29 protein-coding genes and 1 other RNA gene are annotated in these 25,627 nt (G+C 63.4%); 11 read left to right on the top strand and 19 right to left on the bottom strand.

Features of this window, described 5'->3' with window-relative positions; all coding sequences use genetic code 11:
- The first annotated feature begins 69 nt into the window (after positions 1-69).
- Positions 70-870 (top strand): Crp/Fnr family transcriptional regulator, encoded by an 801-nt coding sequence (locus E4S58_RS07385; RefSeq protein ID WP_136635672.1) that lies wholly within the window; start codon positions 70-72, stop codon positions 868-870.
- 3 nt (positions 871-873) lie between these two features.
- Here the strand turns inward: E4S58_RS07385 and E4S58_RS07380 are convergent, their stop codons facing one another.
- The gene (locus tag E4S58_RS07380; RefSeq protein WP_136635671.1) at positions 874-1,149 is read right to left on the bottom strand and encodes a hypothetical protein; all 276 of its coding nucleotides are present in this window, start codon (positions 1,147-1,149) and stop codon (positions 874-876) included.
- Between the two features lie 74 nt (positions 1,150-1,223).
- On the opposite strand from E4S58_RS07380, the gene prfA reads away from it, so the two are divergent.
- From prfA to E4S58_RS07365, 3 genes are all read left to right on the top strand, one after another.
- Positions 1,224-2,273, top strand: coding sequence for a peptide chain release factor 1 (gene prfA, locus E4S58_RS07375; RefSeq protein WP_136635670.1), 1,050 nt, complete (start codon positions 1,224-1,226; stop codon positions 2,271-2,273).
- Positions 2,270-3,091 (top strand): peptide chain release factor N(5)-glutamine methyltransferase, encoded by an 822-nt coding sequence (gene prmC, locus E4S58_RS07370; protein WP_136635669.1) that lies wholly within the window; start codon positions 2,270-2,272, stop codon positions 3,089-3,091. The genes prfA and prmC overlap by 4 nt, the downstream gene beginning before the upstream one ends.
- 222 nt (positions 3,092-3,313) lie before the next feature.
- Positions 3,314-3,886, top strand: a complete 573-nt coding sequence (locus tag E4S58_RS07365; protein WP_136635668.1) for a DUF4167 domain-containing protein — start codon at positions 3,314-3,316, stop codon at positions 3,884-3,886.
- Here the strand turns inward: E4S58_RS07365 and E4S58_RS07360 are convergent, their stop codons facing one another.
- Both E4S58_RS07360 and E4S58_RS07355 read right to left on the bottom strand, forming a co-directional pair.
- Positions 3,887-4,102: a ribbon-helix-helix domain-containing protein gene (locus tag E4S58_RS07360; RefSeq protein ID WP_136635667.1), complete on the bottom strand. Its 216-nt coding sequence runs from the start codon at positions 4,100-4,102 to the stop codon at positions 3,887-3,889.
- A complete protein-coding gene (locus E4S58_RS07355; RefSeq protein ID WP_136635666.1) occupies positions 4,099-4,284 on the bottom strand; it encodes a DUF4169 family protein in 186 nt (61 codons plus the stop codon). The genes E4S58_RS07360 and E4S58_RS07355 overlap by 4 nt, the downstream gene beginning before the upstream one ends.
- A gap of 133 nt (positions 4,285-4,417) precedes the next feature.
- On the opposite strand from E4S58_RS07355, the gene E4S58_RS07350 reads away from it, so the two are divergent.
- Complete coding sequence (locus E4S58_RS07350; protein WP_136635665.1) at positions 4,418-4,945, top strand: VPLPA-CTERM sorting domain-containing protein; 528 nt, start codon at positions 4,418-4,420, stop codon at positions 4,943-4,945.
- 65 nt (positions 4,946-5,010) lie between these two features.
- On the opposite strand, the gene fumC is transcribed toward E4S58_RS07350, so the two are convergent.
- On the bottom strand, positions 5,011-6,405 hold the full coding sequence (gene fumC, locus E4S58_RS07345; protein WP_136635664.1) for a class II fumarate hydratase: 1,395 nt from the start codon (positions 6,403-6,405) through the stop codon (positions 5,011-5,013).
- A 133-nt stretch (positions 6,406-6,538) separates the two neighbouring features.
- Between fumC and E4S58_RS07340 the strand changes: the two genes are divergently transcribed.
- Positions 6,539-7,129 (top strand): TetR/AcrR family transcriptional regulator, encoded by a 591-nt coding sequence (locus E4S58_RS07340; RefSeq protein ID WP_136635663.1) that lies wholly within the window; start codon positions 6,539-6,541, stop codon positions 7,127-7,129.
- A 30-nt stretch (positions 7,130-7,159) separates the two neighbouring features.
- On the opposite strand, the gene E4S58_RS07335 is transcribed toward E4S58_RS07340, so the two are convergent.
- From E4S58_RS07335 to E4S58_RS07320, 4 genes are all read right to left on the bottom strand, one after another.
- Entirely contained in the window at positions 7,160-7,717 is a 558-nt protein-coding gene (locus E4S58_RS07335; RefSeq protein WP_136635662.1) for a class I SAM-dependent methyltransferase, read from the bottom strand.
- A gap of 104 nt (positions 7,718-7,821) precedes the next feature.
- The gene (locus E4S58_RS07330) at positions 7,822-8,319 is read right to left on the bottom strand and encodes an SspB family protein (RefSeq protein ID WP_136635661.1); all 498 of its coding nucleotides are present in this window, start codon (positions 8,317-8,319) and stop codon (positions 7,822-7,824) included.
- A 68-nt stretch (positions 8,320-8,387) separates the two neighbouring features.
- Complete coding sequence (gene chrA, locus E4S58_RS07325) at positions 8,388-9,632, bottom strand: chromate efflux transporter (protein ID WP_136635660.1); 1,245 nt, start codon at positions 9,630-9,632, stop codon at positions 8,388-8,390.
- An 82-nt stretch (positions 9,633-9,714) separates the two neighbouring features.
- Positions 9,715-10,023: an NIPSNAP family protein gene (locus E4S58_RS07320; protein WP_136635659.1), complete on the bottom strand. Its 309-nt coding sequence runs from the start codon at positions 10,021-10,023 to the stop codon at positions 9,715-9,717.
- A 102-nt stretch (positions 10,024-10,125) separates the two neighbouring features.
- Between E4S58_RS07320 and E4S58_RS07315 the strand changes: the two genes are divergently transcribed.
- Positions 10,126-10,809, top strand: coding sequence for an ArsR/SmtB family transcription factor (locus tag E4S58_RS07315; protein WP_136635658.1), 684 nt, complete (start codon positions 10,126-10,128; stop codon positions 10,807-10,809).
- 85 nt (positions 10,810-10,894) lie between these two features.
- Here the strand turns inward: E4S58_RS07315 and ssrA are convergent.
- The 3 genes from ssrA to tyrS form a co-directional block, all read right to left on the bottom strand.
- Positions 10,895-11,269: a transfer-messenger RNA gene (gene ssrA, locus E4S58_RS07310) on the bottom strand.
- 65 nt (positions 11,270-11,334) lie between these two features.
- Complete coding sequence (locus E4S58_RS07305; RefSeq protein WP_136635657.1) at positions 11,335-11,676, bottom strand: hypothetical protein; 342 nt, start codon at positions 11,674-11,676, stop codon at positions 11,335-11,337.
- Positions 11,673-12,926: a tyrosine--tRNA ligase gene (gene tyrS / locus E4S58_RS07300; RefSeq protein WP_136635656.1), complete on the bottom strand. Its 1,254-nt coding sequence runs from the start codon at positions 12,924-12,926 to the stop codon at positions 11,673-11,675. The genes E4S58_RS07305 and tyrS overlap by 4 nt, the downstream gene beginning before the upstream one ends.
- 64 nt (positions 12,927-12,990) lie before the next feature.
- On the opposite strand from tyrS, the gene E4S58_RS07295 reads away from it, so the two are divergent.
- Complete coding sequence (locus E4S58_RS07295) at positions 12,991-14,097, top strand: anhydro-N-acetylmuramic acid kinase (protein ID WP_205965363.1); 1,107 nt, start codon at positions 12,991-12,993, stop codon at positions 14,095-14,097.
- 29 nt (positions 14,098-14,126) lie between these two features.
- Here E4S58_RS07295 and E4S58_RS07290 read toward each other — a convergent pair whose 3' ends face one another.
- Positions 14,127-14,753 (bottom strand): YitT family protein, encoded by a 627-nt coding sequence (locus tag E4S58_RS07290; RefSeq protein ID WP_136635654.1) that lies wholly within the window; start codon positions 14,751-14,753, stop codon positions 14,127-14,129.
- 150 nt (positions 14,754-14,903) lie between these two features.
- Here E4S58_RS07290 and E4S58_RS07285 point away from each other — a divergent pair, with 150 nt between their 5' ends.
- Positions 14,904-15,464: a type 1 glutamine amidotransferase domain-containing protein gene (locus E4S58_RS07285; protein WP_136635653.1), complete on the top strand. Its 561-nt coding sequence runs from the start codon at positions 14,904-14,906 to the stop codon at positions 15,462-15,464.
- Between the two features lie 72 nt (positions 15,465-15,536).
- On the opposite strand, the gene E4S58_RS07280 is transcribed toward E4S58_RS07285, so the two are convergent.
- From E4S58_RS07280 to E4S58_RS07255, 6 genes are all read right to left on the bottom strand, one after another.
- The gene (locus E4S58_RS07280) at positions 15,537-16,751 is read right to left on the bottom strand and encodes an NADP-dependent isocitrate dehydrogenase (RefSeq protein WP_136635652.1); all 1,215 of its coding nucleotides are present in this window, start codon (positions 16,749-16,751) and stop codon (positions 15,537-15,539) included.
- Positions 16,752-16,853: 102 nt separating this feature from the next.
- The gene (locus E4S58_RS07275) at positions 16,854-18,077 is read right to left on the bottom strand and encodes an MFS transporter (RefSeq protein ID WP_240789485.1); all 1,224 of its coding nucleotides are present in this window, start codon (positions 18,075-18,077) and stop codon (positions 16,854-16,856) included.
- 109 nt (positions 18,078-18,186) lie between these two features.
- Positions 18,187-18,825: a DsbA family oxidoreductase gene (locus E4S58_RS07270; RefSeq protein ID WP_136635651.1), complete on the bottom strand. Its 639-nt coding sequence runs from the start codon at positions 18,823-18,825 to the stop codon at positions 18,187-18,189.
- A gap of 5 nt (positions 18,826-18,830) precedes the next feature.
- A complete protein-coding gene (locus E4S58_RS07265; protein ID WP_136635650.1) occupies positions 18,831-20,366 on the bottom strand; it encodes a class I adenylate-forming enzyme family protein in 1,536 nt (511 codons plus the stop codon).
- An 84-nt stretch (positions 20,367-20,450) separates the two neighbouring features.
- Positions 20,451-20,795, bottom strand: a complete 345-nt coding sequence (locus E4S58_RS07260) for a hypothetical protein (RefSeq protein WP_136635649.1) — start codon at positions 20,793-20,795, stop codon at positions 20,451-20,453.
- Positions 20,796-20,877: 82 nt separating this feature from the next.
- Positions 20,878-22,701, bottom strand: coding sequence for an extracellular solute-binding protein (locus E4S58_RS07255; RefSeq protein WP_136635648.1), 1,824 nt, complete (start codon positions 22,699-22,701; stop codon positions 20,878-20,880).
- Positions 22,702-23,090: 389 nt separating this feature from the next.
- Between E4S58_RS07255 and E4S58_RS07250 the strand changes: the two genes are divergently transcribed.
- Together E4S58_RS07250 and E4S58_RS07245 are read left to right on the top strand one after the other, a co-directional pair.
- Entirely contained in the window at positions 23,091-23,864 is a 774-nt protein-coding gene (locus E4S58_RS07250; RefSeq protein ID WP_136635647.1) for a 3-hydroxybutyrate dehydrogenase, read from the top strand.
- 3 nt (positions 23,865-23,867) lie between these two features.
- Positions 23,868-24,926, top strand: coding sequence for a patatin-like phospholipase family protein (locus E4S58_RS07245; protein ID WP_136635646.1), 1,059 nt, complete (start codon positions 23,868-23,870; stop codon positions 24,924-24,926).
- Here E4S58_RS07245 and E4S58_RS07240 read toward each other — a convergent pair.
- Positions 24,923-25,603: a DUF502 domain-containing protein gene (locus E4S58_RS07240; protein ID WP_136635645.1), complete on the bottom strand. Its 681-nt coding sequence runs from the start codon at positions 25,601-25,603 to the stop codon at positions 24,923-24,925. The two genes, E4S58_RS07245 and E4S58_RS07240, sit on opposite strands and share 4 nt — an antisense overlap.
- Positions 25,604-25,627 lie beyond the last annotated feature (24 nt).

Below are 25,627 nucleotides of genomic sequence, written 5' to 3'. Positions count from 1 at the left end.
CGTGATCCGTCATAAGAGTTATCTGGTTTAACAACCATCGCGAGAACGGAGGCGCCCGGGGGCGTAGCTATGCAACAATCGAACCCGAATATCGACACCAGTCTGTCCCGCGCCGAAGCGGAAAAGATGAGCTGCTTTGCCAGCCGTCTGAACCGCTATGCGGAGCTTGATGCTGATGAGATGAAGTTCATTGCGCGGATGGAAGAAACCGAACGTCGCGTCGTCAAGGGCGGCGCCGTCATGCGGCAGAATGCGCAGATCGAGGATCTGTTCGTGCTCAAGGAAGGTTGGGCGATCGCGTCGTCGCGCCCCAGCAACGACCGGGCGCAGACCGTCCGCGTCTATCTGCCCGGTGAGGTCATCGGCCTGCCCGGCCTGGGTGTGAAATCCGCGCCCTATGACGTGCGTATGGTCACCGATGGCGTTGTCTGCCCGTTTCCGAAGGATCACGTGACGGCGGTCTATGCCCGGTCCCCGCGCCTTGCCGCACTGTTCATGGCGATCTCTGGCCTGGACCAGATCACGCTGAAGGACCGGCTGGCCATGATGGGGGCAGGGGACGCGCGCCAGCGTATGGCGCACTTCCTTCTGGACGTGCACGAACGCCTGCAGATCACGAACCCCAACCTCGGCCGACGTTTCCGCCTGCCGCTGCGCCAGGTCGATATCGCCGAAGTGCTTGGCCTGACCAAGGTCTATGTGAACCGCCTGCTGCGGTCCTTCACCGAGGACGGGCTGATCGAGATCGAACGCCCCTACGTCCGGATCCTGCAGCCGAACCAGCTGCGCGAGATGGTGGATTACCAGAACCGATATGACGATCTGGATACCTCGTGGTTCCCGTCGCGCGCCACCAGCAACGGGATCTGACCCTCAGCTCTTGATGGCCCCGGGTCTCGGGGTCATCAGGGGCCGGATATCGGATGTGGCGCAACCTTCCTGCATCTCGCGCCACATCGGCACATTCAGCGACATCTGGCACTGGGCCATGAACATGCGGCCGTCGACTTCAAGGCAGATGGTTTCGCCAAGTTCGACGCGGGACCCGGTCTTGTCGGTGCAGTAGCAGTCGATGGTCTTGCCGCCGATGTTGCCATCGGCCAACAGCGGCCCCGGAAGCAGGGCAAGAATGATCACCGCGCGCTTCATGGCACGATACTACCACGGCGCGCCCGTTCGACCAACGGTCTTGACCAATCTCGGCGGATAGGAAATGGAAAGCCATGATTTCGCCTGACCGCCTGTCCCAGATCACCCAAAGGTTCGAATATCTCGAGGCCCGGATGGCCGAAGGGGGCGGCGATTTCGCGGCCCTGTCGCGCGAATATGCCGAGCTGCGACCCGTGGTCGGCGCGATCACGACCTGGCAGGAGGCCGCGCAGGCGCTGGACGAGGCGCGGGCGCTGCTGAAGGACCCCGAAATGCGGGACCTGGCTGAAGAAGAGGTCGCGCAGCTGTCGAAAGATCTGCCCGACCTCGAACACGCCGTGCAGCTGGCCCTGCTGCCGCGCGACGCCGCCGACAGCCGCCCTGCGATGATCGAGATCCGGCCCGGAACAGGCGGGGACGAAGCGGCGCTTTTCGCGGGCGATCTGCTGCGGATGTACCAACGTTATTGCGAGGCGCGCGGCTGGAAGTTCCAGATCGTCGAGATAACCGAGACCGAGCTTGGCGGCATCAAGGAGGTCGTCGGCAATATCCAGGGCGACAACGTCTTTGCGCGGCTCAAGTTCGAATCCGGTGTGCACCGGGTTCAGCGCGTGCCGGAAACCGAAAGCGGCGGGCGCATTCATACCTCGGCCGCGACGGTCGCCGTCCTGCCCGAGGCCGAGGACGTCGACATTCACATCGACCCGAACGACCTGCGGATCGACACCATGCGGTCGTCCGGCGCGGGTGGCCAGCACGTCAACACGACCGACTCGGCGGTGCGGATCACCCACCTGCCCACGGGGCTGGTCGTGACGTCATCCGAGAAATCGCAGCACCAGAACCGCGCCATTGCCATGCAGGTGCTGAAGACGCGGCTGTTCGACATGGAACGCCAGCGGGCGGCGGACGCGCGCGCGGCGGACCGCAAGGCGCAGGTCGGATCGGGGGACCGTAGCGAACGCATCCGGACCTACAACTTTCCGCAGGGGCGGCTGACCGACCACCGGATCAACCTGACGCTCTATCGGCTGGACCAGGTGATGCAGGGCGATCTGGACGAGGTGATCGATGCGCTCATCGCCGATCATCAGGCCGCGCTGCTGGCGGAGATGGAGGGGTGATCCTTTCCGATGCCGTTGCCCGTCTGACCAAGGCCGGGGTGGCTGATCCGCGCGGCGATGCGCGGCGGCTCTTCGACTGGGCCTATGCTCTGGGGCAGGCGGCGGGGCCTTCGCAGGATCGTGACGCGCCGAACGCCGTGACTCAGGCGGCCTTCGACGACGCCATTGCCCGGCGCGCCGACCGCCAGCCGGTCAGCCAGATCACCGGACGGCGCGCGTTCTGGCGGCATGACTTTGACGTCACGCCCGATGTGCTGGATCCGCGTCCCGATACCGAAACCCTTGTCGAACAGGCGCTTGCGGTGCCTTTTGATCGCGTTCTGGACCTGGGCACCGGCACGGGCTGCATCGTGATTTCGCTGCTGGCCGACCGGATAACGGCCACCGGGATGGCCGTCGATGCCTCGGACGCGGCGCTGACGGTGGCGCGGGGCAATGCCGACCGGATCGGCGTGGCGGACCGGCTGGATCTGCGGCTGTCGGACTGGTTCACCCATGTCACCGGCCAGTTCGATCTGATCGTGTCGAACCCGCCCTATATCGCGCTGGAGGAGATGCCGGGCCTGGCGCCCGAGGTCGCCCGGTGGGAGCCGCGCCTGGCCCTGACCGACGAAGGGGACGGTCTGGGGGCCTATCGCATCATCGCCGGTCACGTGATGGCACATCTGACGCCCGGCGGTTGGCTGATGGTCGAGATCGGGCCCACGCAGGCGGCTGGTGTCGCCGATCTGTTCCGCGCCGCCGGTTTCGACACCGTGCAGGTGCATCGCGACATCGACCAGCGCGACCGTGTCGTCACCGGGCAAAGGCCCGCGTAATCTGTGGAAAACGGCCCCGATCCGCGACCTTAACCCGATCTTGACGGTTTTTGCTTGTAATGACCGCGCCGACGTGGTTATTCGGTATACAGTCAAGGCCGGGAAGCCAGCAGGTATCCCCCTCGACGGCAGTTAAGCCCACAGTGTCGATCGCCGCCTCCGCGCAATTCAGCGCAGGCCAGCGCAAACGACAGCCCAATCAGCAAGGCTCAACAGAGGCCCATGAGATCTTCGAAATCACGTTCGCGCAACAAGTCGAACCGTAACCGGTCTGTCGGAAACATCGTGAACCGGGTGTTTGACAGCTCCGGTCCGGAAGGCAAGGTGCGCGGTACCCCGCAGCAGATCATCGACAAGTACAACCAGCTGGCGCGCGATGCGCAGCTGTCCGGTGACCGTGTTGCGACCGAAAACTTCCAGCAGCACGCCGAACACTATCTTCGGATGCTGGGTGCGGCGCAGAAGGATCAGGACAAGCAGCGCGAACAGCAGGAGGCCGACAACCGCAAGCGTCAGGCCGACCGCGACCGTGACCGCGCCCGTCAGGATCAGGACAACGCATCGTCCGACACGCCTGCCGATCCCGGGTCGTCCGAACAGCCCGACATCATCGAGGTGGCCGAAGCCGAGACGGAAAGCGGACTGGTCGAGACGCCGGAAAGCAAGACCGACGCAGCGGAAGAGCCCAAGTCCAAGCCCAAGCGCACCTACAACCGCAAGCCGCGCGCCAAGCGCGATGCAGGTGACGGTGGCGAAGGCGGATCGTCGGACGGCAGCGCAGCCGCGGCCGAATAACTATCTGCGATAGTAATCAAGGATGTAGACCCGGATGGCCGAGGCCAATCCGGCGTCCGTCCCACGCGCCTCGTCGATCTCGGCCGCCAGGGCATTGATCGGCATGTCGCGCGCCTTCGCGATGTCGCGGAAGGCTTTCCAGAACGTTTCTTCCAGGGATACGCTGGTGCGATGACCATGCAGGGTCAGCGACCGTTTCTGCGGTCGCGCGGTCATGTGCCGTCACGATCGCGCTTGTGCCCGTCAAGGCTACGCACGTCTTTTTCCCGTTGCGCCTCGGTCAGCTGCTTCTCAGCCTTGGTCCGGCCAAACTTCGCGGAATTGACATCCCCTTTCGCGCGCTTGTCGGCGCGGGTCTTTTCCTTGCGGAAGCGGTTGAGGTTGATGACCTTGGACATCCAATGAGCGTATCCTATAGGCAACGATTGTCGAGACCATTGTCGGGATCCGTTCAACGCTTTCTGGTGTTTGTGAAAACCGGATCGTCTGGTATCATCTTCAAACGCTCACGAGTTTTGAAAGGTGATTTTTATGAATATTAGGCCCTATCTTCTTGCTGTCACCGTCGCGGTTCTGCCCGTGGCTGGGATGGCAGCCTCAGCGACCTTCGACGTGCAATCGGCCGCCAACTCCACGGGCGGAGGCAGTGGGTTTGCGACCGGTTTCATCCTGAACACGGGCGACACGTTCTCGTGGTGGACCGATGTCGCGGACCTTTGGCGCTTGGGCAGCGACCCGCCGCCGCGTGAGGGCAATGCGGACGGATTGGCCGTCAGCGATTTCGGTAACCATACCCACGTCGACGTCTCGGCGCCCTACGGCACGCTTGTCGGATCCATTGGCGGTAGCTTCATGGCCCTCGGGGTCAGCGGCACGACCACGGCTTGGGGCAACGGTGAACTTCTGCTCTGGAACTTGGATTCCAACAATTCCGACAATACCGGATCGATCGCGGTCACGATCTCGACTCCCGCAGTCCCACTGCCGGCAGGGCTTCCACTTTTAGTGGGTGGGCTGGCCGGCTTGGCTGCGCTGCGGCGGAAGAAGACGTCCGCCTGAACAGAGATTAAGCCAATTAAAAAGGCGGCTCCCAAGGGCCGCCTTTTCCTGTTGATGGGCTTCGATCAGGCCTTGGGCCCGATCATGTCTTCGGGACGCACGACCTTGTCGAAGGTTTCGGCATCGACGAAGCCAAGGGCGATCGCCTCTTCCTTCAAGGTGGTGCCGTTCTTGTGCGCGGTCTTGGCGACCTTGGTGGCATTGTCGTAGCCGATAGTCGGGGCCAGCGCCGTCACCAGCATCAGCGATTCCTCCATCAGCTTCTGGATGCGGGGCTTGTTCGCCTCGATGCCATTGAGCATGCGTTCGGTGAAGCTGTCCGCGACGTCCCCCAGAAGCTGCATGGATTGCAGCAGGTTGTAGGACATCATCGGGTTATAGACGTTGAGTTCAAAGTGCCCCTGAGAGCCCGCGAACTTCATCGCAGCGTCGTTGCCCATGACGTGGGCGGCGACCTGGGTCATCGCCTCGGCCTGGGTCGGGTTGACCTTGCCGGGCATGATCGACGAGCCGGGTTCGTTTTCCGGCAGGATCAGTTCGCCCAGGCCCGAGCGGGGGCCGGAGCCGAGGAAACGGATGTCGTTGGCGATCTTGTACATGGCGCCGGCCACGGTCGCGAGCGCGCCGGACATGAAGACCATGGCGTCATGGGCAGCGAGCGCTTCGAACTTGTTGGGGGCGGTGACGAAGGGCAGGCCGGTGATGTCGGCCATGTGCCCGGCGACGGTTTCGCCCCAGCCATGTTTGGTGTTGAGCCCGGTGCCGACGGCGGTACCACCCTGGGCGAGTTCATAGATCCCCGGCAGCGCCATTTCGATGCGCTTGATGCCGTTGCGGATCTGCGCGGCGTAGCCCGAGAATTCCTGGCCCAGGGTCAGCGGGGTCGCGTCCTGGGTGTGGGTCCGGCCGATCTTGATAATATCGTCGAATTCTTTAGACTTGGCTTCCAGACCTGTCGCAAGTTTGGTCAGCCCGGGAAGCAGAACGTCCCGTACGGTGGTGGCCGCGGCGATGTGCATGGCCGTCGGGAAGGTGTCGTTCGACGACTGGCCCATGTTGCAGTGATCGTTCGGGTGCACCGGATCCTTGGACCCGATCACGCCACCGAGGATTTCGATCGCGCGGTTCGCGATGACCTCGTTCGCGTTCATGTTCGACTGGGTGCCGGACCCGGTCTGCCAGACCACCAGGGGGAAGTTGTCGTCGAACTTGCCATCGACGACCTCACCAGCCGCCTGGATGATCGCCTCGGCCAGTTTGCCGTCCAGAGCGCCGCTGTCGCGGTTGGCGATGGCACAGGCCTTCTTGATGACGCCAAGGGCGCGCACGATGGCGACGGGCTGCTTTTCCCAGCCAATGGGGAAGTTCATGATCGAGCGCTGCGTCTGCGCGCCCCAGTACTTGTCTGACGGAACTTCAAGCGGGCCGAAACTGTCGCTTTCGGTGCGGGTCTGGGTCATCGTGGCGTACTCCGATACTTGACGTTGCGCCCGCTATACGCGGTCGCCCGGGGGCGCGCAATCGGGGGAAAAAAGTTGGTGGGCCCTGCAAATATATCTTGTGTCAGAACACGTGTTCCGACATAGATGAGGTATGCCACGTAAACCCTCACATACGCCCGAAAGTCTTGCCGATGGCGCTCTCGCGCAGTTTTGGTGGGGTGGGTACGAAGCCACGTCGATGGACAAGCTGGTCAAGAAGACCGGGGTCAGCCGTCACGGGATCTATGCCGATTACGGTGGCAAGAAGGCTCTCTATCTCGCCTGTTTTCCGCGCTATCACGAACATGTCGTGGCGCCGATCCTGAACCCGGTGACAGGGTCCGGGGATGGGCTGGCGGCGATTGTCGGCTATTTCGGCCGGATGGTCGAGATGGCGGAAGGGATCGGCCTGCCGGGGCCGGGGTGCTTCGTGGTCAACGCCGCGACGGAAACCGCGCCGCATGACCCCGAGATCGCCGCGAAGGTGCAAGAGCACAACGATCGCATGGAAAGCGCCTTCGCCAAGGCGTTGGAGCGGGAACAGGCGTCGCGCCTGCCGGTTGCACATCGCCGGGCGCTGGCCCGCACGACGATGATCTTCGCCAACGGCCTGTGGACCGCGTCGCGCAGCATCGACAAGGTCGAGGTGATGCGAGAACATGCGGCGGTCTTCCTGGATCTGCTGGAATACCGCCTTAAGTGATCGTTCGTTCTGCGTCGTAACGTTCTGGCGTTACTGGAATTTCCTGCGGAATTCGAACACGCGCGCGGGCGGCAGGTTGGCCCAGACGGTGCCGCGTTTGGTGCCGGTGATGCCCATCCGGGCCTGCACGTCTTCGGGGATCGGCGCGTTCGGAGAATAGGTGATCTGCACAAAGATACCCTCGGGGGCCAGCACGTTGAAGGCGCGGCCGACGACCTCTTTCTGGATCTGCGGACGGGCCAGGACCGGCACGCCCGAGATCACGCAGCCGAGGTTTTCGACGCCGATCTGTTCGATGTCCTGCGCGGGGCGGTTGATCACATGCACCCCGGGAAACTTCTGGCGCAGTTCGTCGCAGAAGCGCGGGTTGAGCTCCATCAGGATCAGCCGGTCGGGCGAGACGCCGCGTCGCAGGATTTCCTTCGTGAAACTGCCCGTGCCGGGGCCGATTTCGACGATCGGTCCGGTGACATGTTCGACCCCTTCGGTCATCTTGCGCGCGACGGCGGCCGAGGAGGGCGCGATGGCCGATACCTCGAACGGGTTGCGCATCATTTCGCCCAGAAAAACGGTAAAATCGCTGGCCATGACGGATCAGTTCCCTTGTCATCCTGTGACGGAACTGAACGCCGGATCCCCCGCACCACGCAAGCCGGGTTTCCGGTTTTTACAAAAATTTCATACGGTTGCGGTTACTTGCGGAACTTGTCCAACTGGACGACATCGGCGTTCTGGCCGGTGCTTTCGGATCCATCGCCTTGGTCCGCCGGGGATTTTTCTTCCCGCAGGGGATGCGCCGGATCGGGCTCGTCCTCATCCTCGTCGTCGCTGCCGTCGTCCTGGGTTTCGAACCGCAGGCCGAATTCGACAGAGGGATCCACGAATGTCAGGATCGCATCGAAGGGAATCCGCAGCCGTTCCGGAGAATCACCGAAGTTCAGGGTGATGGCGAAGCCTTCGTCGTCGACCTCGAGCGCGTCGAACCAGTGCTGCAGCACCACGGTCATTTCGGTCGGGTAGCGATCCTTGAGCCAGTCCGCCAGTTCCGCATCTTCGTGCGTGGTGTCGAAGGTGATGAAGAAGTGGTGGTTCCCGGGAAGTCCCGAGTTGGCAACATCTTCCAAAACTTCCTGAATCAGGCCCCGCATCGCGCGGTGCATCAGGTTTCCATAGTCAATTGAACGCGACATCTTGTGTTCCAACACCCTTCGGACCCGAGCATAGGAGATTCGTGGCAAAACAAAAGCTCTGTATGGCCTCAAATCGACAGGATCATGCCGGTTCCCGTCGCAATGGCTGCCATCGCCGCGAGAGATGGCAAAAGGGGCAGGCGGATGGCGAAGATCAGAAGCGCGGCGAGACCGGTGAAACAGGCCGCACGCAGGTCGAGTGAGGCCGGATCGGGGATGGGCAGCGCGCCTGTGGTGTCGACCTGCGCAAACAGAACATGCAGCGCGAACCAGAGGCTCAGGTTGAGGATCACGCCGACCACGGCGGCGGTGATCGCGGTCAGAGCAGATTTCAGGCGTGGGTTCGACAACAGCGCCTCGACATGCGGGGCGAGGGTGAAGATCCATAGAAAACAGGGCACAAAGGTCATCCACAGCGCCATAATCCCGGCGAGGGCTCCCATGGGCCAGCCCCCTGCACCGATCCCGGCAAGATGCGCGGTGAACTGGGTCACCAGGATCAGCGGGCCGGGCGTGGTTTCGGCAAGGCCAAGCGCATCGATCATCTGGGTGGTGCCGAGCCAGCCGTGGGTTTCGACCACGGCCTGCGTCATGTAGGCCAGCACGGCGTAGGCGCCGCCAAAGGTGACGACGGCGAGCTTGGCGAAGAAAAGCGACAGGGTCAGCAGGAAGTCCTGGTCAGCAAGCCAGAGCGGCAGCAGCGGCGCCGCCCAGAGAGCCGCCCAGAGCGTCGCCGTGCGCGCCGAGCGGCCCCAACTGGCCGGCGTCGCACGGGCGGCGTGATCGGACCGGGCGGTCAGCCCCCCGTAGAGGCCGGCGCCAAGGATGATCAGCGGGAACGGCAGACCAATCGCGAAGATCGCGACGAAGGCGAGCGCGGCGATGATCCATCCCTCGTGTCCCGTCAGCGCCTTTTTCGACACCTTCCAGAGCGCCTGGATGACGATGGCGATGACCAGCGCCTTGATCCCCAGGAAAGCGTCCCGCACCAGCGGCACGTCGCCCCAGGTGGCATAGGCGAAGGCGAGGGCGGCGATGACCATGGCGCCGGGCAGCACGAACAGAAGCCCGGCAAGCAGGCCGCCCGGGGTGCCGCGCAGGCGCCACCCGGTATAGGTTGCCAGCTGCATGGCCTCGGGCCCGGGAAGGAGCATGCAGAAGGACAGGGCGCCCAGAAAGTCCTTGTCATTCAGCCAGTTGCGGCGATCCACAAGCTCTTCGTGCATCAATGCGATCTGTGCTGCGGGGCCGCCGAACGACAGCAGGCCGATGCGCCCGAAGGCGCGGGTCATCTCGGTCCAGCTTGGGGTCATGTGGTGGCTCCGCCCGGGTTCTTGCGACCCTAACGCCGCCATGTGACGGTCGTGTCACAGTTTTCCGCGCAGAGCCAGCCTGTCACCCCTGATCGACACGTGCCAGCCATGTTCGATCTTCGGACCGGATGAAGCGTTCTGTCATGGCATAGGCATAGTTCTGTCGGCCCAGGGGGTCGGAGGCGAGCTTTGCCCTGTAAGCCTCATAAGCGGCAAGGTTTTCGACGTTGTAGATGCCGTAGGCGAGGGTGGATGAACCCTCGCGCGGGGCGAAGTATCCGATCAGTTCGGCCCCGTTGCGGGGGATGCATTGACCCCAGGTCCGGGCATAGGTCTCAAACTGCGCGCGTTTGGTCGGGTCGATCTGGTATTGGATGATGCAGGTCAGCATGTGGGGTCCTTTGTGGTGTGCCCCCGATGTAGCCGTGCGGGACGCATGAATGCTTCGGCAGAAACCGAAGTGTTCCGGCGCTGCCCGTGCTAGGCTGGCGGAATGAGGAACGGACCGGACATATCGGAAGTGGCCGCGCTGATCGGCGATCCCGGGCGGGCGCACATGCTTCTGGCGCTGCTGGACGGGCGCGCGCTGTCGGCGGGTGAATTGGCCGGTGAGGCGGGCGTGACGCTGCAGACCGCCAGCGGTCACCTCGCACGGATGGTCGAGGCGGGGCTGTTGTGTGTCGAGAAACAGGGGCGGCACCGGTATTTCCGGCTGGCCACGGCCGAGGTGGCCGAGGCCCTGTCGGCGCTTCTGGCGCTGGCGGATCAGGGGGCGCGCAGGCGTGTTCGGACAGGCCCGCGCGACGCCGCCATGCGCAAGGCGCGCAGCTGTTACAACCACCTGGCCGGAGAGATGGCGGTGCGTGCCTATGACAGCCTGCGGCAACGTGGGCTGATCGTGGTGGCGCAGGACGGGCTGGACCTGTCCGATGCGGGCCACGCCGCCTTTGCCGGGCTGGGGGTGGCGCTGACGGGAAGCCGCAAACCGCTGTGTCGGGAATGTCTGGACTGGTCCGAACGGCGGATGCATCTGTCGGGGCCGCTTGGCACTGGCCTGTTGACGATGGTGCTGGACCGGGGGTGGGCGCGGCGCGAGACGGGCAGCCGGGTCGTCGCCTTCACGCAGACTGGAGAGGCCGCGTTTCGCAAGGCGTTTCCCTTGACAGGCGATGTGTGATGGGAATACGGCTTGCCGCGCCAAGTGCCTGAATTGTTGGGGAAAGTGCAGGCTTCTGTTGCCAGGTGCCTGAAATATTTTGGAAAGTGCAGGTTTCTGTTGCCAGGTACCTGCGAACCCCGCCTTACGCTGCTAGGCGCAAGGACTTAGATTTCGATTCCTCGAACTGCTTACGCAGCCAGAGCAACCGGAGCACGATTGTCGTTTGCAATTGTACTGTTTGAACCGATAACGGTGGTATCTCACCGGGACAAAGCAAACCCCTTTAGACGTTCGTCGATCCTATTTCGGCCCCTCGACCCCGAAGACATCCCCAAACGAAGGATGGCGCCGGATGGTGGTTGGTGGAGCCGCCGGGTACCGCCCCCGGGTCCGATCCGCTTATTACGAGCGCGTTTATGTCCATAGTCGGTTGCCCGACGGACTTGATATAGGGCGCGGGTGCGGGGATTTCAACGGGTTTCGGGGGCGCTGCCCCCGGTCCTGCGGACCTCCCCCGAGGTATTTCGGACCAGAAGAAGCGGGTCAGTCGGGGCAGGCGAAGGGCACGAAGGTGCTGGCCATGCCTTCGTTCATGGTCATGACGGTCAGCATGTCGGCAAGCGCGCGTTCTTCGGGCGTCACGGCGCAGACCTTTTCGGGGCCGGTACAGCCGCCCGCGAGGAAGGCTTCGTTCTGGTCGGTGAATTCCGGGCGGATGCCGTCGGCGCCCAAGGCGTGCAGGGCATCGGTGACGGCGTCTTGATACAGCGCGCACTTGCGGTCGGACCAGTCATCGGCCTGGGCGCCGTGGGCCGAGAGCGCAAGGACCAGTGCGAGGTGCGGCCACCGGACGAGGCCCGGTGGCACGCGGCAGTGCAGGATCATCCGGCGAGCTTGACCAGCGCGTGGCGTTTCTTGCCGGCCGACAGCTTGACCGGAGAGGCCAGCGCCGCCGCGTCCAGCATCAGGCCCGCGTCGGTCAGCGGCGCGTCGTCGATGCGGGCGCCGTTGTCGGCGATCAGGCGTTTGGCTTCCTTGCCGGTCTTGGCAAGGCCGGTACGCACGATCAGCTGCGCGACCGAGATGCCGTCGCCGACCTCTTCCGCAGACAGTTCAAGCGTGGGCAGGTCATCCCCGACGCCACCTTTTTCAAAGACTTCGCGGGCGGTCTGTTCGGCGGCCGCCGCGGCCTCGGCTCCGTGCAGCAGGGTCGTCGCCTCGTTGGCGAGGATCACCTTGGCCTCGTTGATTTCCGACCCGCCAAGTGCGCCAAGCCGGTCGCATTCGTCCAAGGGCAGTTCCGAGAAGATCTTGAGGAACCGGCCCACGTCGGCGTCGGTCGAATTGCGCCAGAATTGCCAGAATTCATAAGGAGAGAGCATCTCACCGTTCAGCCAGACGGCGCCGTTGGCGGATTTGCCCATCTTCTTGCCGTCCGAGGTCGTCAGCAGCGGCGTGGTCAGCCCGTAGATTTCATTGTCGAGCACGCGGCGCGTCAGGTCGATCCCGTTGACGATGTTGCCCCACTGGTCGGACCCGCCCATCTGCAACAGGCAGCCGTAGCGGCGGTTGAGTTCGAGGAAGTCATAGGCCTGCAGGATCATGTAGTTGAATTCGAGGAACGACAGCGACTGTTCGCGATCGAGCCGGGATTTCACCGATTCAAACGACAGCATCCGGTTGACCGAGAAATGCCGCCCGATGTCGCGCAGGAATTCCAGGTAGTTGAGGCTGTCGAGCCATTCGGCGTTGTTCAGCATCAAGGCCGGGTTCGTCGCGGTGTCGTAATCGAGGTACTGCGCGAAGACCTTCTGCATGCCGCCGATGTTGTCGTCGATCTGGTCGGCGGTCAGCAGGGGGCGTTCGTCGGCGCGGAAGGACGGATCGCCCACCTTGGTCGTGCCGCCGCCCATCAGCGTGATCGGCTGGTGCCCGGTCTTTTGCAGCCAGCGCAGCATCATGATGTTCATCAGGTGGCCGACGTGCAGCGATTTCGCTGTCGCGTCATAGCCGATATAGGCGGTCACCATCCCCTTGTTCAGGGCTTCGTCCAGCGCCTGATAATCAGTGCAGTCGGCGATGAAGCCACGCTGCATGATGGTCGCCATGAAGTCTGACTTGGGATGGTATGTCATGTCTCTTGTCCCGGGGTTAGGTGCAGGGCACTCTATAGGCAGCAGGCAGGCAAAGGAAAAGACCGTGTCGAAGGCATTGGCGAAGAAAGGTCCGGTTCGCGCCCTGGGCGCGATGTCGGGCACCTCGCTTGACGGGGTGGATGCGGCGGTTGTGGTGACGGATGGCATCGACATCCTGGGGTTCGGGGAAAGCGATTACCTGACCTATTCGGCCGACCAGAGGCGGGTGTTGCACGCGGCCCTGGGGTGCTGGCCGAACGATCCGGGTGTGGTCGAGGCCAGCCGGGTCGTCATGGCGGCGCATGAGGCGCTGTTGTCGCGGTTCCGCGATGTCGAGATCGTTGGCTTTCACGGCCAGACGCTGGCGCATGATCCACGCGGGCGCGGCACGCACCAGGTGGGGGATGGCGATCTGCTGGCGGCGGAACTGGGGGTGCCGGTGGTGTGGGATTTCCGGTCCGCCGACGTCGGTCTGGGCGGCGAAGGCGCGCCGCTGGTGCCGTTCTTCCATCACGCCTGCGCGCGCTGGATCGGCGCGCAGGGGCCGCTGGCCTTTCTGAACCTTGGGGGCGTGGGGAACCTGACCTGGGTCGATCCCCGCGTGGCGCGGGCCGAGGACGAGGGCGCGGTACTGGCCTTCGATACCGGGCCCGCGAATGCGCCGATCAACGACCTGATCCAGGACCGGCGGGGGCTGGATTATGACGAGGACGGCAAGCTGGCCATGGCGGGACAGGTGGAAACTGGCGCGTTGGAGCTGTTTCTGGACGACCCCTATTTCTCACGAATGCCTCCCAAGTCATTGGATCGTAACGCGTTTCCGGAAATGATGTCGCTGGTGCGCGAGCTGGGCGATGAAGACGCCGCGGCGACCCTGACGGGCATGGCGGCGGCGGCCGTCCTGCGCGGGATGGAGCATTGCCCTGAGCCGCCCGAGCGCCTGCTGGTCTGCGGTGGCGGGCGGCGGAACCCGGTGCTGATGGAGATGCTGCGCGTCGCGCTCGATTGTCCGGTCGACCCGGTCGAGGAGGTCGGGCTGGACGGTGATATGCTGGAAGCGCAGGCCTTTGGCTACCTTGCAGTGCGGGTGGCGCGGGGGCTGGCGACCTCGGGTCCGTCGACGACCGGCGTGAAGATGGCGGTTGGGGGCGGGCAGGTGTCTCTGCCCTGAATGGGGCCTGAGTGGTTCCCCAAGTGCGATCAGTCGGCGATATAGCGGTCGCGGTCGTGGTTGAAGGCGATGACGCTATTCAGCACGGCCGCCCCGAAAAGCGAGAACAGGATCACGCGGGCGTCGAACAGGAAGGCGGCGGTGGCGAAAATCACCGCATCCGCGATCAGTTGGACATAGCCAGCGCGAAACCCGGTCCGGTCCTGGATCATCAGCGCCACGACGCCCAGCCCGCCCAGGGACCCCTTGTGCCGGAAGGTGCCCAGCAGGCCAAAGCCGGTCAGCACACCAAAGATCACCGTGCCCAGCACCGGGTTGAGGTGGGCAAACTGCATGCCAAGCGGCAGATAGTCGACCATCAGCGACAGGACCGTTACGCAGAGGATTGATTTCAGGGTGAATTCCGCGCCCAGCCTGCGCCAGGCGAAGGCGTAGAAGGGCAGGTTCACCAGCCAGAAGACCGTGCCGAAGCTGAGGCCGGTGAGATAGCTGATGATCAGGGCGATGCCTGCCGTCTGGCCCGTGATGAAGCCGAGCGAGGCCAGAAAGGTGATCCCGACCGAGGCCGTGACAAGCGAGATCGACAGGCCCTGGATGTCCTCGATCACGGTGTGTTTGTGACGGTATTCGGTCGGGATTGGAAATGGTGCTGGCATGTTCCGGCAGATAGGTCAGCATTGCGGACCTGTCCAGTGATACGGCACGTCATTTGCCGAATTGTGCGCGATTGCTCAGGAACCGGGCAGCGGGGGGTCGTGTTGGTCGAACAACGGGCCACGGCCCGACCCATCAGAACGGAGTTCACCATGACCGATATCAAGAACGCCCGCATCATCATCCTGTCCACCAACGGCTTTGAACAGAGCGAATTGGAAGTGCCGCGCGACAAGCTGCGCGAGGCCGGGGCCGAGGTGCACGTCGTGTCGCCCGACGGCAAGGCCATCAAGGGCTGGGACGACAAGGACTGGGGCCGCGAGGCCGAGGTGCAGCATGCGCTGGCCGACGTGAAAGCCGAAGATTACGACGCGATCGTGCTACCAGGTGGTCAGATCAACCCCGACATCCTGCGCACCGAAAAGGCGGCCGTCGAATTCGTGAAGGCCATGCACGACGGCGGCAAGGTTGTCGCCGCGATCTGCCACGGCCCCTGGATGCTGGTCGAGGCCGGGATCGTGAAGGGCCGCAAGGTCACATCCTATCCGTCGATCCGCACCGATGTCGAAAACGCGGGCGGCCTGTGGGAAGACAGCGAGGTCGCGACCGACAAGGGCATCATCACCTCGCGCAACCCGGGCGATCTGGACGCTTTCGTCGCAAAGATCATCGAAGAGATCGAAGAGGGCCGTCACGAACGCCAAGCGGCGTGAGGCTCGGGCCCTATTGGTAGCAGAACGATTGGCAGGCGGTTGATCCGCCTGCCTTTTCTTTTACAGAACGATTTATCCGGCAAGAGCCTTGTTGAGGTTTTCGTCGATCTTTTCCAGAAAGCCCATGGTGGTCAGCCAGCCCTGATCCGGCCCGACCAGCAGCGCCAGATCCTTGGTCATATGGCCGCTTTCCACCGTGTCGACGATGACCTTTTCCAGCGTCGTCGCGAAGTCCATCAGCTTGGCGTTGTCGTCGAGCTTGGCGCGGTGCTTGAGCCCGCCGGTCCAGGCGTAGATCGAGGCGATGGAGTTGGTCGAGGTCGCTTCGCCTGCCTGATGCTGGCGATAGTGACGGGTGACGGTGCCATGCGCGGCCTCGGCCTCGACGATCTTGCCATCGGGCGTCATCAGCTGGGAGGTCATCAGGCCGAGCGATCCGAACCCCTGCGCCACGGTGTCGGACTGAACATCGCCGTCGTAGTTCTTGCAGGCCCAGACAAATCCGCCGTTCCACTTCATGCAGCAGGCGACCATGTCGTCGATCAGGCGGTGTTCGTACCAGATCTTCTTCTTCTTGAATTCTTCCTCGAACTCCTGCTCGAACACCTCCTGGAAGATGTCCTTGAAGCGGCCGTCATAGGCCTTGAGGATGGTGTTCTTGGTTGACAGGTAGACCGGCCAGCCCAGCATCAGCCCGTAGTTGAGCGAGGCACGGGCGAAGTCGCGGATGGAGTCGTCGAGGTTGTACATCGCCTGATAGACCCCGGCCGAAGGCGCGTCGAAGACGTCCTTCTCGATCACCGTGCCGTCGCTGCCTTCGAACTTCATCGTCAGCTTGCCCGCACCCGGAAAGGTGAAATCGGTGGCCTTGTACTGATCGCCAAAGGCATGGCGCCCGATGACAATGGGCTTGGTCCAGCCCGGCACCAGACGCGGCACGTTGCGGCAGATGATCGGCTGGCGGAACACCACGCCGCCCAGGATGTTGCGGATCGTGCCATTGGGCGACTTCCACATCTTCTTGAGGCCGAATTCCTCGACCCGCGCTTCATCCGGCGTGATCGTGGCGCATTTGACGGCGACCCCGACCTCCTTGGTCTTCATGGCCGCGTCGATGGTGATCTGGTCTTCGGTGCGGTCGCGTTCCTCCATCCCCAGATCGTAGTAGAGCAGATCGATATCGAGGTACGGCAGGATCAGCTTGTCCTTGATGAACTGCCAGATGATCCGGGTCATCTCGTCCCCGTCCATCTCTACGATCGGGTTGTCGACCTTGATCTTCGTCATCCGTGGCTCCTTCGGATCGAGGGGTATGTCCGCTACCTAGCGCAAAGCGCAAGGCTGGGGAAGTTTCGACCCGGGGCGTAACGCCGAATGATTACGAAGGGATCAATCGCCGTGCACGACCACGTCCGTCGGCCGATCCAGCCTGCGCATCTTAAGAAGCATCGGCACGGCGAGCAGCAGCAGCACCAGAGAGCCGAGGATCTGGGGCAGGGTCGTGCCGTTGAAGGTCTGCGCGATCAGCGTGGCGATGATTCCGCCGCAGATGGTGGCGATGGCCCCCATGACGCTGGCCGCAAGGCCCGCGATATGGCCCAGGGGTTCCATCGCAAGCGCGTTCAGGTTTCCGATCGTCAGGCCCATCTGGTAGAAAATGGTGATCTGCCACAGCACGAAGATCCAGAAATAAACCGGCCCGCTGACGCCCGACAGGGTGATGATCAGCATGATCGCCGTGGTGGCGGCGGTTGCCAGTACGGCAAGCGTGATGATTGCGCGCATTCCGTAGCGCACCACGAAGGCCGCGTTCACCAGCGATGACGTGCCGCAGAACATGCCGATGCCGAAGAAATACAGCGCGAATTGCGCGCCCTTGTCGAAGATCAGATCGAAGGTCGGCTGGATCAGCGAGATCGCGGTGAACAGGACCGAGAAGATGATGGTCTGCACATAGATCGACCCGCGCACCATGGGCAGGGACATCATCTCTTTCGTGGCGGCCCAGATGGCCGAGGTCCGGAACGGGCGGCGATCGGCGACCGGCAGGGGTTCCGCCAGGCGCACGTTCAGCCACAGGGTCGAGATCACGGCGAAGGCCAGGAACGACAGGAAGATCGACCGCCAGCCGCCGATGTTGATGACGATTTCCCCCAGGAAGGGCGCCAGGGCCGGCACAAGGGTGAAGATCACCATGATGAAGCTGACGATCCGGGCCATCTCGCGACCCGAATAAAGATCGCGGACGATGGCCAGCGACACGATACGCGGCCCGGCGGCGCCGATGCCCTGCATGACGCGGGCGGCGACCATCAGCTCCATCGTGGGGGCGGCCCAGGCCAGGGTGGCGCCCAGGATATAAAGCGCCGCGCCAAGGTTGATGATCGTCTTGCGTCCGAAAGTGTCCGACAGGGGCCCGGTGAACAGCGTGCCCGCGCCCATGCCGACGATGAAGGCCGACAGGATCAGCTGTGCGCGGTTGGGCGCGTCGGGCGCAAGGTCCTGCGCGATTTCCGGCATGGCCGGCAGCATGGAGTCGATGGAGAACGCAACGGTTGCAACCATCATGGCCATCATGGCGATGAATTCGGACTGAGAGATCTTGCTGGACATGGGGGCCTTCGGCACGGACTGCGGCCCTGCTATCATGCTGGTCCGACCAAGGCCATGTCGCAAGGCGGGTCAAATCGGCAAGGGCGGGTGGACCCATGCCGATCCGGTGTCATTTGCCCATCATCTCGTCGATGACCTTGACCCACAGGTCCGGGGGCTGCGCGCCCGGCACCGCGTGCTGGCTGGCCACGATGAAGGTCGGCACGGCGTTCACCCCCATTTCACGCGAATGGGCGTCGCGGTCGCGGATCATCTGTTCGTCCGCGTCGCTTTGCAGCAACCGCAGCACGACCGAGGCGTCCATGCCGATCCCGTCGGCCAGATCCGCCAGCACGTCATGATCGCCGATGTCGCGTCCTTCGACGAAGTTGGCGCGGAAGAGCGCGTCGACCATGGCGTTCTGCTTGGCCTCGACCCCGGCCCAGTGGATCATGCGGTGTGCATCCAGCGTGTTCGGCGTGCGGGTGATGTCGCCCAGGTTGGCTTCAAGCCCGATCTTGTCGAAATGCGCGCCGATCTGGCCATAGATCTCGTCCGCGCGGTCGCCGAACTTGGTGCGCAGGTAATCGGCGCGGGACATGCCTTCGCGCGGCATGTCGGGGTTCAGCTGGAAGGGGTGCCATTCGATCACGAAGGGATGGTCGGGGCGCTCGGTCAGGGCGCGCTCCAGCTGGGTCTTGCCGATGTAGCACCAGGGGCAGATCGGGTCCGAGATGATGTCAAGCTTGACGACGTTTCCGGTTTCCATGGTCTTCAGTCTTTCTGACGGGCGTTCTGGCGGGCGGCCCAGACGTCGCGCAGGGCGCGGCGCAAAAGCTTGCCGTTCGGATTGCGCGGCATGTCCTTCACATGAAGGAATGCGCGGGGTTGTTTGTATCGGGCCAACCGCTCGGCGGCGAGCGATGCGAGCTGCGCCTCGTCCAGCGGCTCGGGCCCGGTGTAGAAGGCGATGATCAGGCGCGCATCGGCCTTGACCTCGCAGTCGGTGACGCCGATTTCGGTGATGCCGGGGATGTCTGACAGCGCGCTTTCGACCTCGATCGGAGACACGCGGTAGCCGCCTGCGTTCATCATGTCGTCGGCGCGGGCCATGTAGGTGATCTGGCCGTCCTCATCCATCCGCCCATGATCGCCGGTCAGGAACCAGTCACCCTGCATCCGCGACTGGGCTTCGTCCATCGCACCCAGATAGCCCAGCATCAGCCCCGGATCGTCCTTGTGAACGGCGATCACGCCTTCCTCTCCCAAGGCGACGGGGCCATCGGGGCCAAGGATCGCGACGCGGCGCCCGTCTTGCGGTTTGCCAAGCGCGCCGGGCTTGGCGGGGGTCGTGGGCGAGCCGGAGATGAAGGTCGAACATTCGGACATGCCGAAGGCCTCGTACATCTCGCCCCCGCCGGCCGCGCGCCAATCATTGCGGATCTGGTCCGAGACCTTCTCGCCTGCGGTCAGGCCGTGTCGCAGTTTTGGCAGAACGATCTGTTCATTCTGTGAAAGGATCTTCCTGTAAACCCCTGGGGCTGCAGCAAACATCGTCGCCTCGTGCCGTTTCATCAACAGTGGCAGAGCGTCGGCGGGCACACCTTCGGCGGGGATCAGGGCGGTCGCACCGACCGACCAGGGATCCATCAGCCCGGTGCCTAGCGTATAGGTCCAGTTAAAGGCGCCGGCGTGCAGAAGACGGTCGTCTTCATGCAGGTCATACCAGTCGCGGTGCATCATCTGGCGCGCCCAGATGGCCCGGTGCGCATGCATCACGGCGCGGGGATTTCCCGAAGTTCCAGAGGTATAGACGATATAGCCAAGGCGTTCTGGATCGCCCATGTCAAAGTCCGCCGGGGGCAGGTCGCGCATGGCACGCAGCGCGTCGGTGTCGATGACCGGCAGGTCCGTATCTGCGATGGCCACCGCGGGATCGTGCAGGATACCCGCAGGTTTCAATCCGGCGATCATCTTGGCGACTTCCCGCGCGGTCAGCTGCGACGAGGTCGGAACAGGCACCATTCCGACGGTGATGGCGGCCAGGTAGGCAATGGGAAACTCAACCGAATTTCCCAACCGCATCAACAGGATATCACCCGGGGCAAATCCGTTCTGCAACAAACCGGTCGCGGTGCCGCGCACGGCGGCAGACAGGCGACCGTACGACCAGCGCTCGGCGCCCGAGAGGCCGATGATCGACAGGGCGACCTTGTCGGCCAGACGGTCGGCATGGGCAAGGACATGGGCCGCCATGTTGAACGGCGCGGGACAGGGCGCAAAAGGCCCGTGATCGAAGACGGATTTCATGCGCCTAGGGTTAGCATCGGCGGGGCCGGGTGCAAGGGGCAACCGTCCGCCGCCGATGTCGGCCCGCGCAAAGGCGGGACCGCGTCAGGACCGTCCGACAGGCGGCTCGGCCTCGTTGTCGTCGCCGAACAGGTCATCGCGATCCGACACCTCTTCGCCGGGGCCGAGATGGCGGTCGCTGTGCAGGATGTTGGTGTTGTCGCGGTTCGGGTCCATGGCCACGTCCGTGGGGATCGATCCCATGCGCCAGTCTTCGATCTGGGCCAGCGTATCCCGAGAGGATTCGCCAGTGACCTCAGAGAGATAGAGGGCGAAGTCGGTCTGGTTGCCGTCTAAAGCGAGAACCGAGGATTCCTCGGCTTCGGGCCAGCGGTCAAGGATGGCGGGGGTGAAGGCTTCCCAGTTGGTCTGGATGTCTTTCCACTGCATCGGTCACTCCTGTGTTCGTGTCAGAAGTGAAATGATCGGCGGCGCGTCGCGGTTCCCGCCGATCATGGAAACGTGCGTCGGGTCAGTCCGGCGCGTGCCACCAGACCTCGGGCAGGAAATAGACCGAGTCGCCGTAAAGGGGTGTGTTGCCAACCGGATAGGTGATGTCCTTGACGTGGGCGATGCGGCCGACGTCAAAGGTGTGGATCGGGATGACATAGCGCCCGGCGGTCAGCAGACGGTCCAGCGCGCGGGTGGCGGCCGTGAAATCCTCGGCCGTGACCGAATTGACCATCGCGTCGATCATCGCATCAATGGCGGGGCTTTCGACACCCATCAGGTTGCGCGACCCGGGCACGTCGGCGGTGGTCGATCCCCAGTAGAGCCGCTGGTCGTTGCCGGGTGACAGCGAGAACTGGCGCCTTATGTCGGTCATGTCGAAATCGAAATCGGTGATCCGCATCTGGTAGGCGGCGTTGTCGACGACCTCGATCCGAACCTGCATGCCCAGCCGCTCAAGCGCCTTGAGGTAGAGATCCGCGATGGTCTGCAGCTCGGTCGCGCCCTGCCGCAGCAGCAGTGTAAAGCGGAAAGGTGCGCCGTCAGTGTTGCGCAGCACCCCGTCGGACCCGGCCTGCCAGCCCGCGTCATTCAGCAGCGCGACGGCCTTGCGCAGGTTGCGCCGGTTGCGCTGCGTGCCGTCCGAGACGGGCAGGGCATAGCCGTCCAGCGCGCCTTCGGGAATGTCGGCGGCGAAGGGCGTCAGCAGGTCTTTCACGCGGTCGGTGGCGGGGCCGTCCTGCATCCCCAGATCGCTGCGCGAAAAGTATGAGGTGATGCGCGGCTGGCGGCCGCCGGTCATGGTTTCATTGATGCTTTCGAAGTTGAAGGCGTGGATCATCGCGTCACGGACCCGGATGTCGTCGAACGGCGCGCGACGGGTGTTCATGACATAGCCGGTGATCCCGGACGGCCGACCCGAGGGGATTTCCGACAGCACCACGTCGCCGCGCTGCACGGCGGGGAAGCCATAGTCGCGGTTCCATTTCTCGGCGTTGAATTCGCGGATATAGCTGATCTCACCGCCCTTGAATCCTTCGAACAGCACCGCGCTGTCGCCGTAGAATTCGATCTTGATCTCGTCGAAGTTGTTGGTGCCGCGCCGGATCGGAAGGTCCCTGCCCCAATAGTCGTCGTTGCGGGTCAGGGTGACCGACCGCGCGGGTTCATAGGCCGACACGTAGTAGGGCGCGGTGCCGATCGGTGCCTCTTCGAGGCTGAGCGAGGTAAAGCTGCGGTCGGCGAATTGGGCCTTCTTGAGAATCGGCTGAAGCCCGACCAGCAGCGGAAGTTCACGGTCCAGCCGGTTGAAGGTAAAGCGAACCGAACGCGGCCCGGTCTGTTCGACGGACTCGATCTGCGACCAGAGCCCCCGGTAACGCGCGTTACCTTGGGTGCCGAGTGTCTCGTAGCTCCAGATCACGTCCTCGACCGTCACCGGGTCGCCGTCAGAAAACCGCGCGCCTTCGCGCAGGGTGAATTCGGCCCAGGACCGGTCGTCGGGGGTGTCGATCGATTCGGCCAGAAGGCCATAGACGGTGAAGGGTTCGTCCTGGCTGCGGTACATCAGGCCTTCGGTCAGGATGAAGCGCAGCTGCCAAGGTGGATTGCCGGTGATGACGAAAGGATTGAGGCTGTCGAACCCGCCTTCATTGCCGCTGATCAGTCGACCACCCTTGGGGGCGTCGGGGTTCACGTAGGGCAGCGACACAAAATCGGGTGGAAGCGCCGGTTGCCCATACATAGCTATGCCATGGCGGGGCTCCGCCACGGCTGAACCGGGGACCGCAATGGCCGAAACGGCGGCTGCGATGACATATGACGTAACGAAAAAATGTGGCCTCATTTTGGCAACAATCCCTGCTCACCCTTATCTGTTTGGCCCGGACGGTATCTGCGGTTCATCGCGTTTTCAAACTTTTAGCTTGGAAGACGGCGAGGGAAGGCATATAAAGAGGGCACTGCTCGATAGGTTTCTTGCCTGTATGAAACCTGCCTCAATAACTAGACCCCGGCTTCGTGCCGGGGTTTTTTTTGTTCATGTGTTGGCTCTGCGGGGCATGAGCGTCTTTCGATAACCCTGCGTTAACCGTGGCGAATCGTGCGGCCGGACGGGGCGGCGATGTTAGCGCTCGCGACATTGCGCCTCAGCCCCGGAACCGGGCGTGATCTTCCCGGTTTCCTTTGCAGGTGCAGCATCTATGCTGACCAAAGGATATCGAAGAGGAGTCCACCATGTCTCTCACAGGAAAAACCGCCGTTATCACGGGATCGAATTCGGGTATCGGGCTGGGCATTGCACGCGCGCTGGCCGAGGCCGGGGCGAACATCGTTTTGAACTCCTTTACCGATCGGGACGAGGACCACAAGCTGGCGTTCGACCTGGCGGCGGAATTCGGCGTAGAGGCGCGCTATGTCCAAGCGGACATGTCCAAGGGTGACGACTGCCGCAAGCTGATCGAAAAGGCCGGGGCCTGCGATATCCTTGTGAACAACGCGGGCATCCAGCATGTCGCGCCGATCGATGAGTTCCCGGTCGAGAAGTGGGATGCGATCATTGCGATCAACATGTCCTCGGCCTTTCACACCACTGCCGCCGCGCTGCCGCTGATGCGCAAGGCCGGCTGGGGGCGTGTGATCAACGTCGCCTCGGCGCATGGTCTGCGCGCGTCGCCCTTCAAGTCGGCCTATATCACCGCGAAACACGGCGTGGTCGGCATGACCAAGACCGTGGCGCTGGAAACCGCCAAGGAAAACATCACCGCCAATGCGATCTGCCCCGGATACGTGCTGACCCCGCTGGTCGAGGCGCAGATCCCCGACACCGCCAAGGAATACAACATGTCCGAAGACGAGGTCGTCGAGAAGGTGATCCTGGCCAAGCAGCCGTCCAAGCAGTTCGCGACCGTCGAACAGATCGGCGGGCTGGCGGTGTTCCTGTGTTCCGACGCGGCGGCGCAGATCACAGGTCAGCCGCTTCCGGTCGACGGGGGCTGGACGGCGGCCTGAGCCATGGTCAAGCGGATCAATCTGGCGCTTCAGGGCGGGGGCGCGCATGGCGCCTTCACATGGGGCGTGCTGGACCGGCTGCTGGAGGACGAGAGCATCGAGGTGGCGGGGATATCCGGCACCTCGGCCGGGGCGCTGAATGGCGCGGCCTACAAGGCCGGGTGGATGCGCGGCGGGCGCGAGGGGGCAAAGGACACGCTGAACGCGCTCTGGGCCCGGATGGGGGCGGTGGACGACCTGCGATTGCCGGCCTTCGTCACGACGCCGCTGTCGTTCTTCGAGAAATGGATGATGCCCTCGACGCCCGAACTGGCGGCGGCGATCGAATATTCACCGCCCGTGATCGCGGCGGACGTTCTGAAAAACTACACATCGCCCTATGCTTACGGCCCGTTCTATCGCAACCCGCTTGAACCCGTCGTGGCCGGGTTCGATTACGAAGGGGTCTGCGCGGAAGACGGGCCGCGGCTGTTCGTCTGCGCCACCAACGTGCGCACCGGCAAGGTACGGATCTTCACCCGCGACCAGATCACGACCGAGGCGATCCTGGCCTCGGCCTGCCTGCCGTCGCTGTTCCAGGCGGTCGAGATCGACGATCCCAAGACGGGCCGAAAGGAAGCCTACTGGGACGGTGGATACACCGGCAATCCGGCGTTGTTTCCGTTGTTCGACAAGGACTTGCCGGACGACATTGTGGTGGTGAACATCAACCCGCTTGAACGGGACGAGATCCCGAAGACGCCGCAGCAGATCGAAAACCGGGTGAACGAGATCAGCTTCAATTCATCGCTTCTGCGAGAATTGCGGGCCATCGCCTTCGTGCAGGGTCTGATCGCCAACGGCCAGGTGCCCAAGGGCGCGATGAAAAACGTGCTGGTGCACATGATCGCCGACGACAGCCTGATGCGCGAATTGTCCGTGGCCACCAAGATGTTGCCGAACCCGGTGCTTCTGGCGACGCTCAAGGATGCGGGGCGTACGGCGGCAGAGCGGTTTCTGAAGACCGACAAGGCGAACCTGAACAAGCGGTCCTCGGTCGATATCCGCCCGATGCTCGACTAGGCGTTGCGCGGCGGCTTGGTCGGGTCCTTGGCGTTCGGATAGACCAGCCCAGCCGAGATCACCAGCTTGGCCGCATCCTCGATCGTCATGTCGAGCTCGATCACGTCCTCCTGCGGGAAGAACAGCAGGAAGCCGGAGGTCGGGTTGGGTGTCGTCGGCACGAAGACCGACAGAAGCGGAGAGCTGGTTTCTGCCCGGCCCGCGACTTCGCCCTTGGCTTCGGTCGACACGAAGCCGATGGCCCAGATGCCCTTGCGGGGGTACTGGATCAGGCAGGCGCGTTCAAAGCTGCGCTCGGACTGGGCAAAGACCGTTTCGGCCAGCTGCTTGGCGCCGGAATAGATCGAGCGCACGAACGGCATCCGGTCAACCAGCGTTTCGGCATAGCGGATCAGCGACCGGCCGATCAGGCCCTTTGCGATCCAGCCGATGACGATGGTGAAGACCAGGAAGAAGATGATCCCGACACCGCGCAGGTTGATGCCGATGTACTTTTCGGGCTGGAAGGTCTGGGGCACCAGCGGCAGGACAACGCCGTCGATCCAGCCGGCCAGGGTCCAGAGCAGCCAAATGGTCAGCCCGACAGGCAGGATGACCACGATACCCGTCAGGAAGGACGACCGCAGGCGGGCCAGAAGGCCAGGGCGGTTTTGCGGTTCGCTCAGCGGGTCGTTCATTCGGGTCCGTTCCAGAAGTTCGCC

This window comes from Pseudooceanicola onchidii (assembly GCF_004959925.1).
Classification (GTDB): Bacteria; Pseudomonadota; Alphaproteobacteria; order Rhodobacterales; family Rhodobacteraceae; genus Pseudooceanicola; species Pseudooceanicola onchidii.
The sequence above is the reverse complement of the archived record's forward strand: the minus strand, read 5'-3'. Positions and strand labels throughout refer to the sequence as shown.

Coding starts and splice junctions, on each gene's coding strand:
- E4S58_RS07385 (WP_136635672.1), top strand. CDS start 70: ATGCAACAATCGAACCCGAATATCGACACCAGTCTGTCCCGCGCCGAA.
- E4S58_RS07380 (WP_136635671.1), bottom strand. CDS start 1,149: ATGAAGCGCGCGGTGATCATTCTTGCCCTGCTTCCGGGGCCGCTGTTG.
- prfA (WP_136635670.1), top strand. CDS start 1,224: ATGATTTCGCCTGACCGCCTGTCCCAGATCACCCAAAGGTTCGAATAT.
- E4S58_RS07365 (WP_136635668.1), top strand. CDS start 3,314: ATGAGATCTTCGAAATCACGTTCGCGCAACAAGTCGAACCGTAACCGG.
- E4S58_RS07360 (WP_136635667.1), bottom strand. CDS start 4,102: ATGACCGCGCGACCGCAGAAACGGTCGCTGACCCTGCATGGTCATCGC.
- E4S58_RS07355 (WP_136635666.1), bottom strand. CDS start 4,284: ATGTCCAAGGTCATCAACCTCAACCGCTTCCGCAAGGAAAAGACCCGC.
- E4S58_RS07350 (WP_136635665.1), top strand. CDS start 4,418: ATGAATATTAGGCCCTATCTTCTTGCTGTCACCGTCGCGGTTCTGCCC.
- fumC (WP_136635664.1), bottom strand. CDS start 6,405: ATGACCCAGACCCGCACCGAAAGCGACAGTTTCGGCCCGCTTGAAGTT.
- E4S58_RS07340 (WP_136635663.1), top strand. CDS start 6,539: ATGCCACGTAAACCCTCACATACGCCCGAAAGTCTTGCCGATGGCGCT.
- E4S58_RS07335 (WP_136635662.1), bottom strand. CDS start 7,717: ATGGCCAGCGATTTTACCGTTTTTCTGGGCGAAATGATGCGCAACCCG.
- E4S58_RS07330 (WP_136635661.1), bottom strand. CDS start 8,319: ATGTCGCGTTCAATTGACTATGGAAACCTGATGCACCGCGCGATGCGG.
- chrA (WP_136635660.1), bottom strand. CDS start 9,632: ATGACCCCAAGCTGGACCGAGATGACCCGCGCCTTCGGGCGCATCGGC.
- E4S58_RS07320 (WP_136635659.1), bottom strand. CDS start 10,023: ATGCTGACCTGCATCATCCAATACCAGATCGACCCGACCAAACGCGCG.
- E4S58_RS07315 (WP_136635658.1), top strand. CDS start 10,126: ATGAGGAACGGACCGGACATATCGGAAGTGGCCGCGCTGATCGGCGAT.
- E4S58_RS07305 (WP_136635657.1), bottom strand. CDS start 11,676: ATGATCCTGCACTGCCGCGTGCCACCGGGCCTCGTCCGGTGGCCGCAC.
- tyrS (WP_136635656.1), bottom strand. CDS start 12,926: ATGACATACCATCCCAAGTCAGACTTCATGGCGACCATCATGCAGCGT.
- E4S58_RS07290 (WP_136635654.1), bottom strand. CDS start 14,753: ATGCCAGCACCATTTCCAATCCCGACCGAATACCGTCACAAACACACC.
- E4S58_RS07285 (WP_136635653.1), top strand. CDS start 14,904: ATGACCGATATCAAGAACGCCCGCATCATCATCCTGTCCACCAACGGC.
- E4S58_RS07280 (WP_136635652.1), bottom strand. CDS start 16,751: ATGACGAAGATCAAGGTCGACAACCCGATCGTAGAGATGGACGGGGAC.
- E4S58_RS07275 (WP_240789485.1), bottom strand. CDS start 18,077: ATGTCCAGCAAGATCTCTCAGTCCGAATTCATCGCCATGATGGCCATG.
- E4S58_RS07270 (WP_136635651.1), bottom strand. CDS start 18,825: ATGGAAACCGGAAACGTCGTCAAGCTTGACATCATCTCGGACCCGATC.
- E4S58_RS07265 (WP_136635650.1), bottom strand. CDS start 20,366: ATGAAATCCGTCTTCGATCACGGGCCTTTTGCGCCCTGTCCCGCGCCG.
- E4S58_RS07260 (WP_136635649.1), bottom strand. CDS start 20,795: ATGCAGTGGAAAGACATCCAGACCAACTGGGAAGCCTTCACCCCCGCC.
- E4S58_RS07255 (WP_136635648.1), bottom strand. CDS start 22,701: ATGAGGCCACATTTTTTCGTTACGTCATATGTCATCGCAGCCGCCGTT.
- E4S58_RS07250 (WP_136635647.1), top strand. CDS start 23,091: ATGTCTCTCACAGGAAAAACCGCCGTTATCACGGGATCGAATTCGGGT.
- E4S58_RS07245 (WP_136635646.1), top strand. CDS start 23,868: ATGGTCAAGCGGATCAATCTGGCGCTTCAGGGCGGGGGCGCGCATGGC.
- E4S58_RS07240 (WP_136635645.1), bottom strand. CDS start 25,603: ATGAACGACCCGCTGAGCGAACCGCAAAACCGCCCTGGCCTTCTGGCC.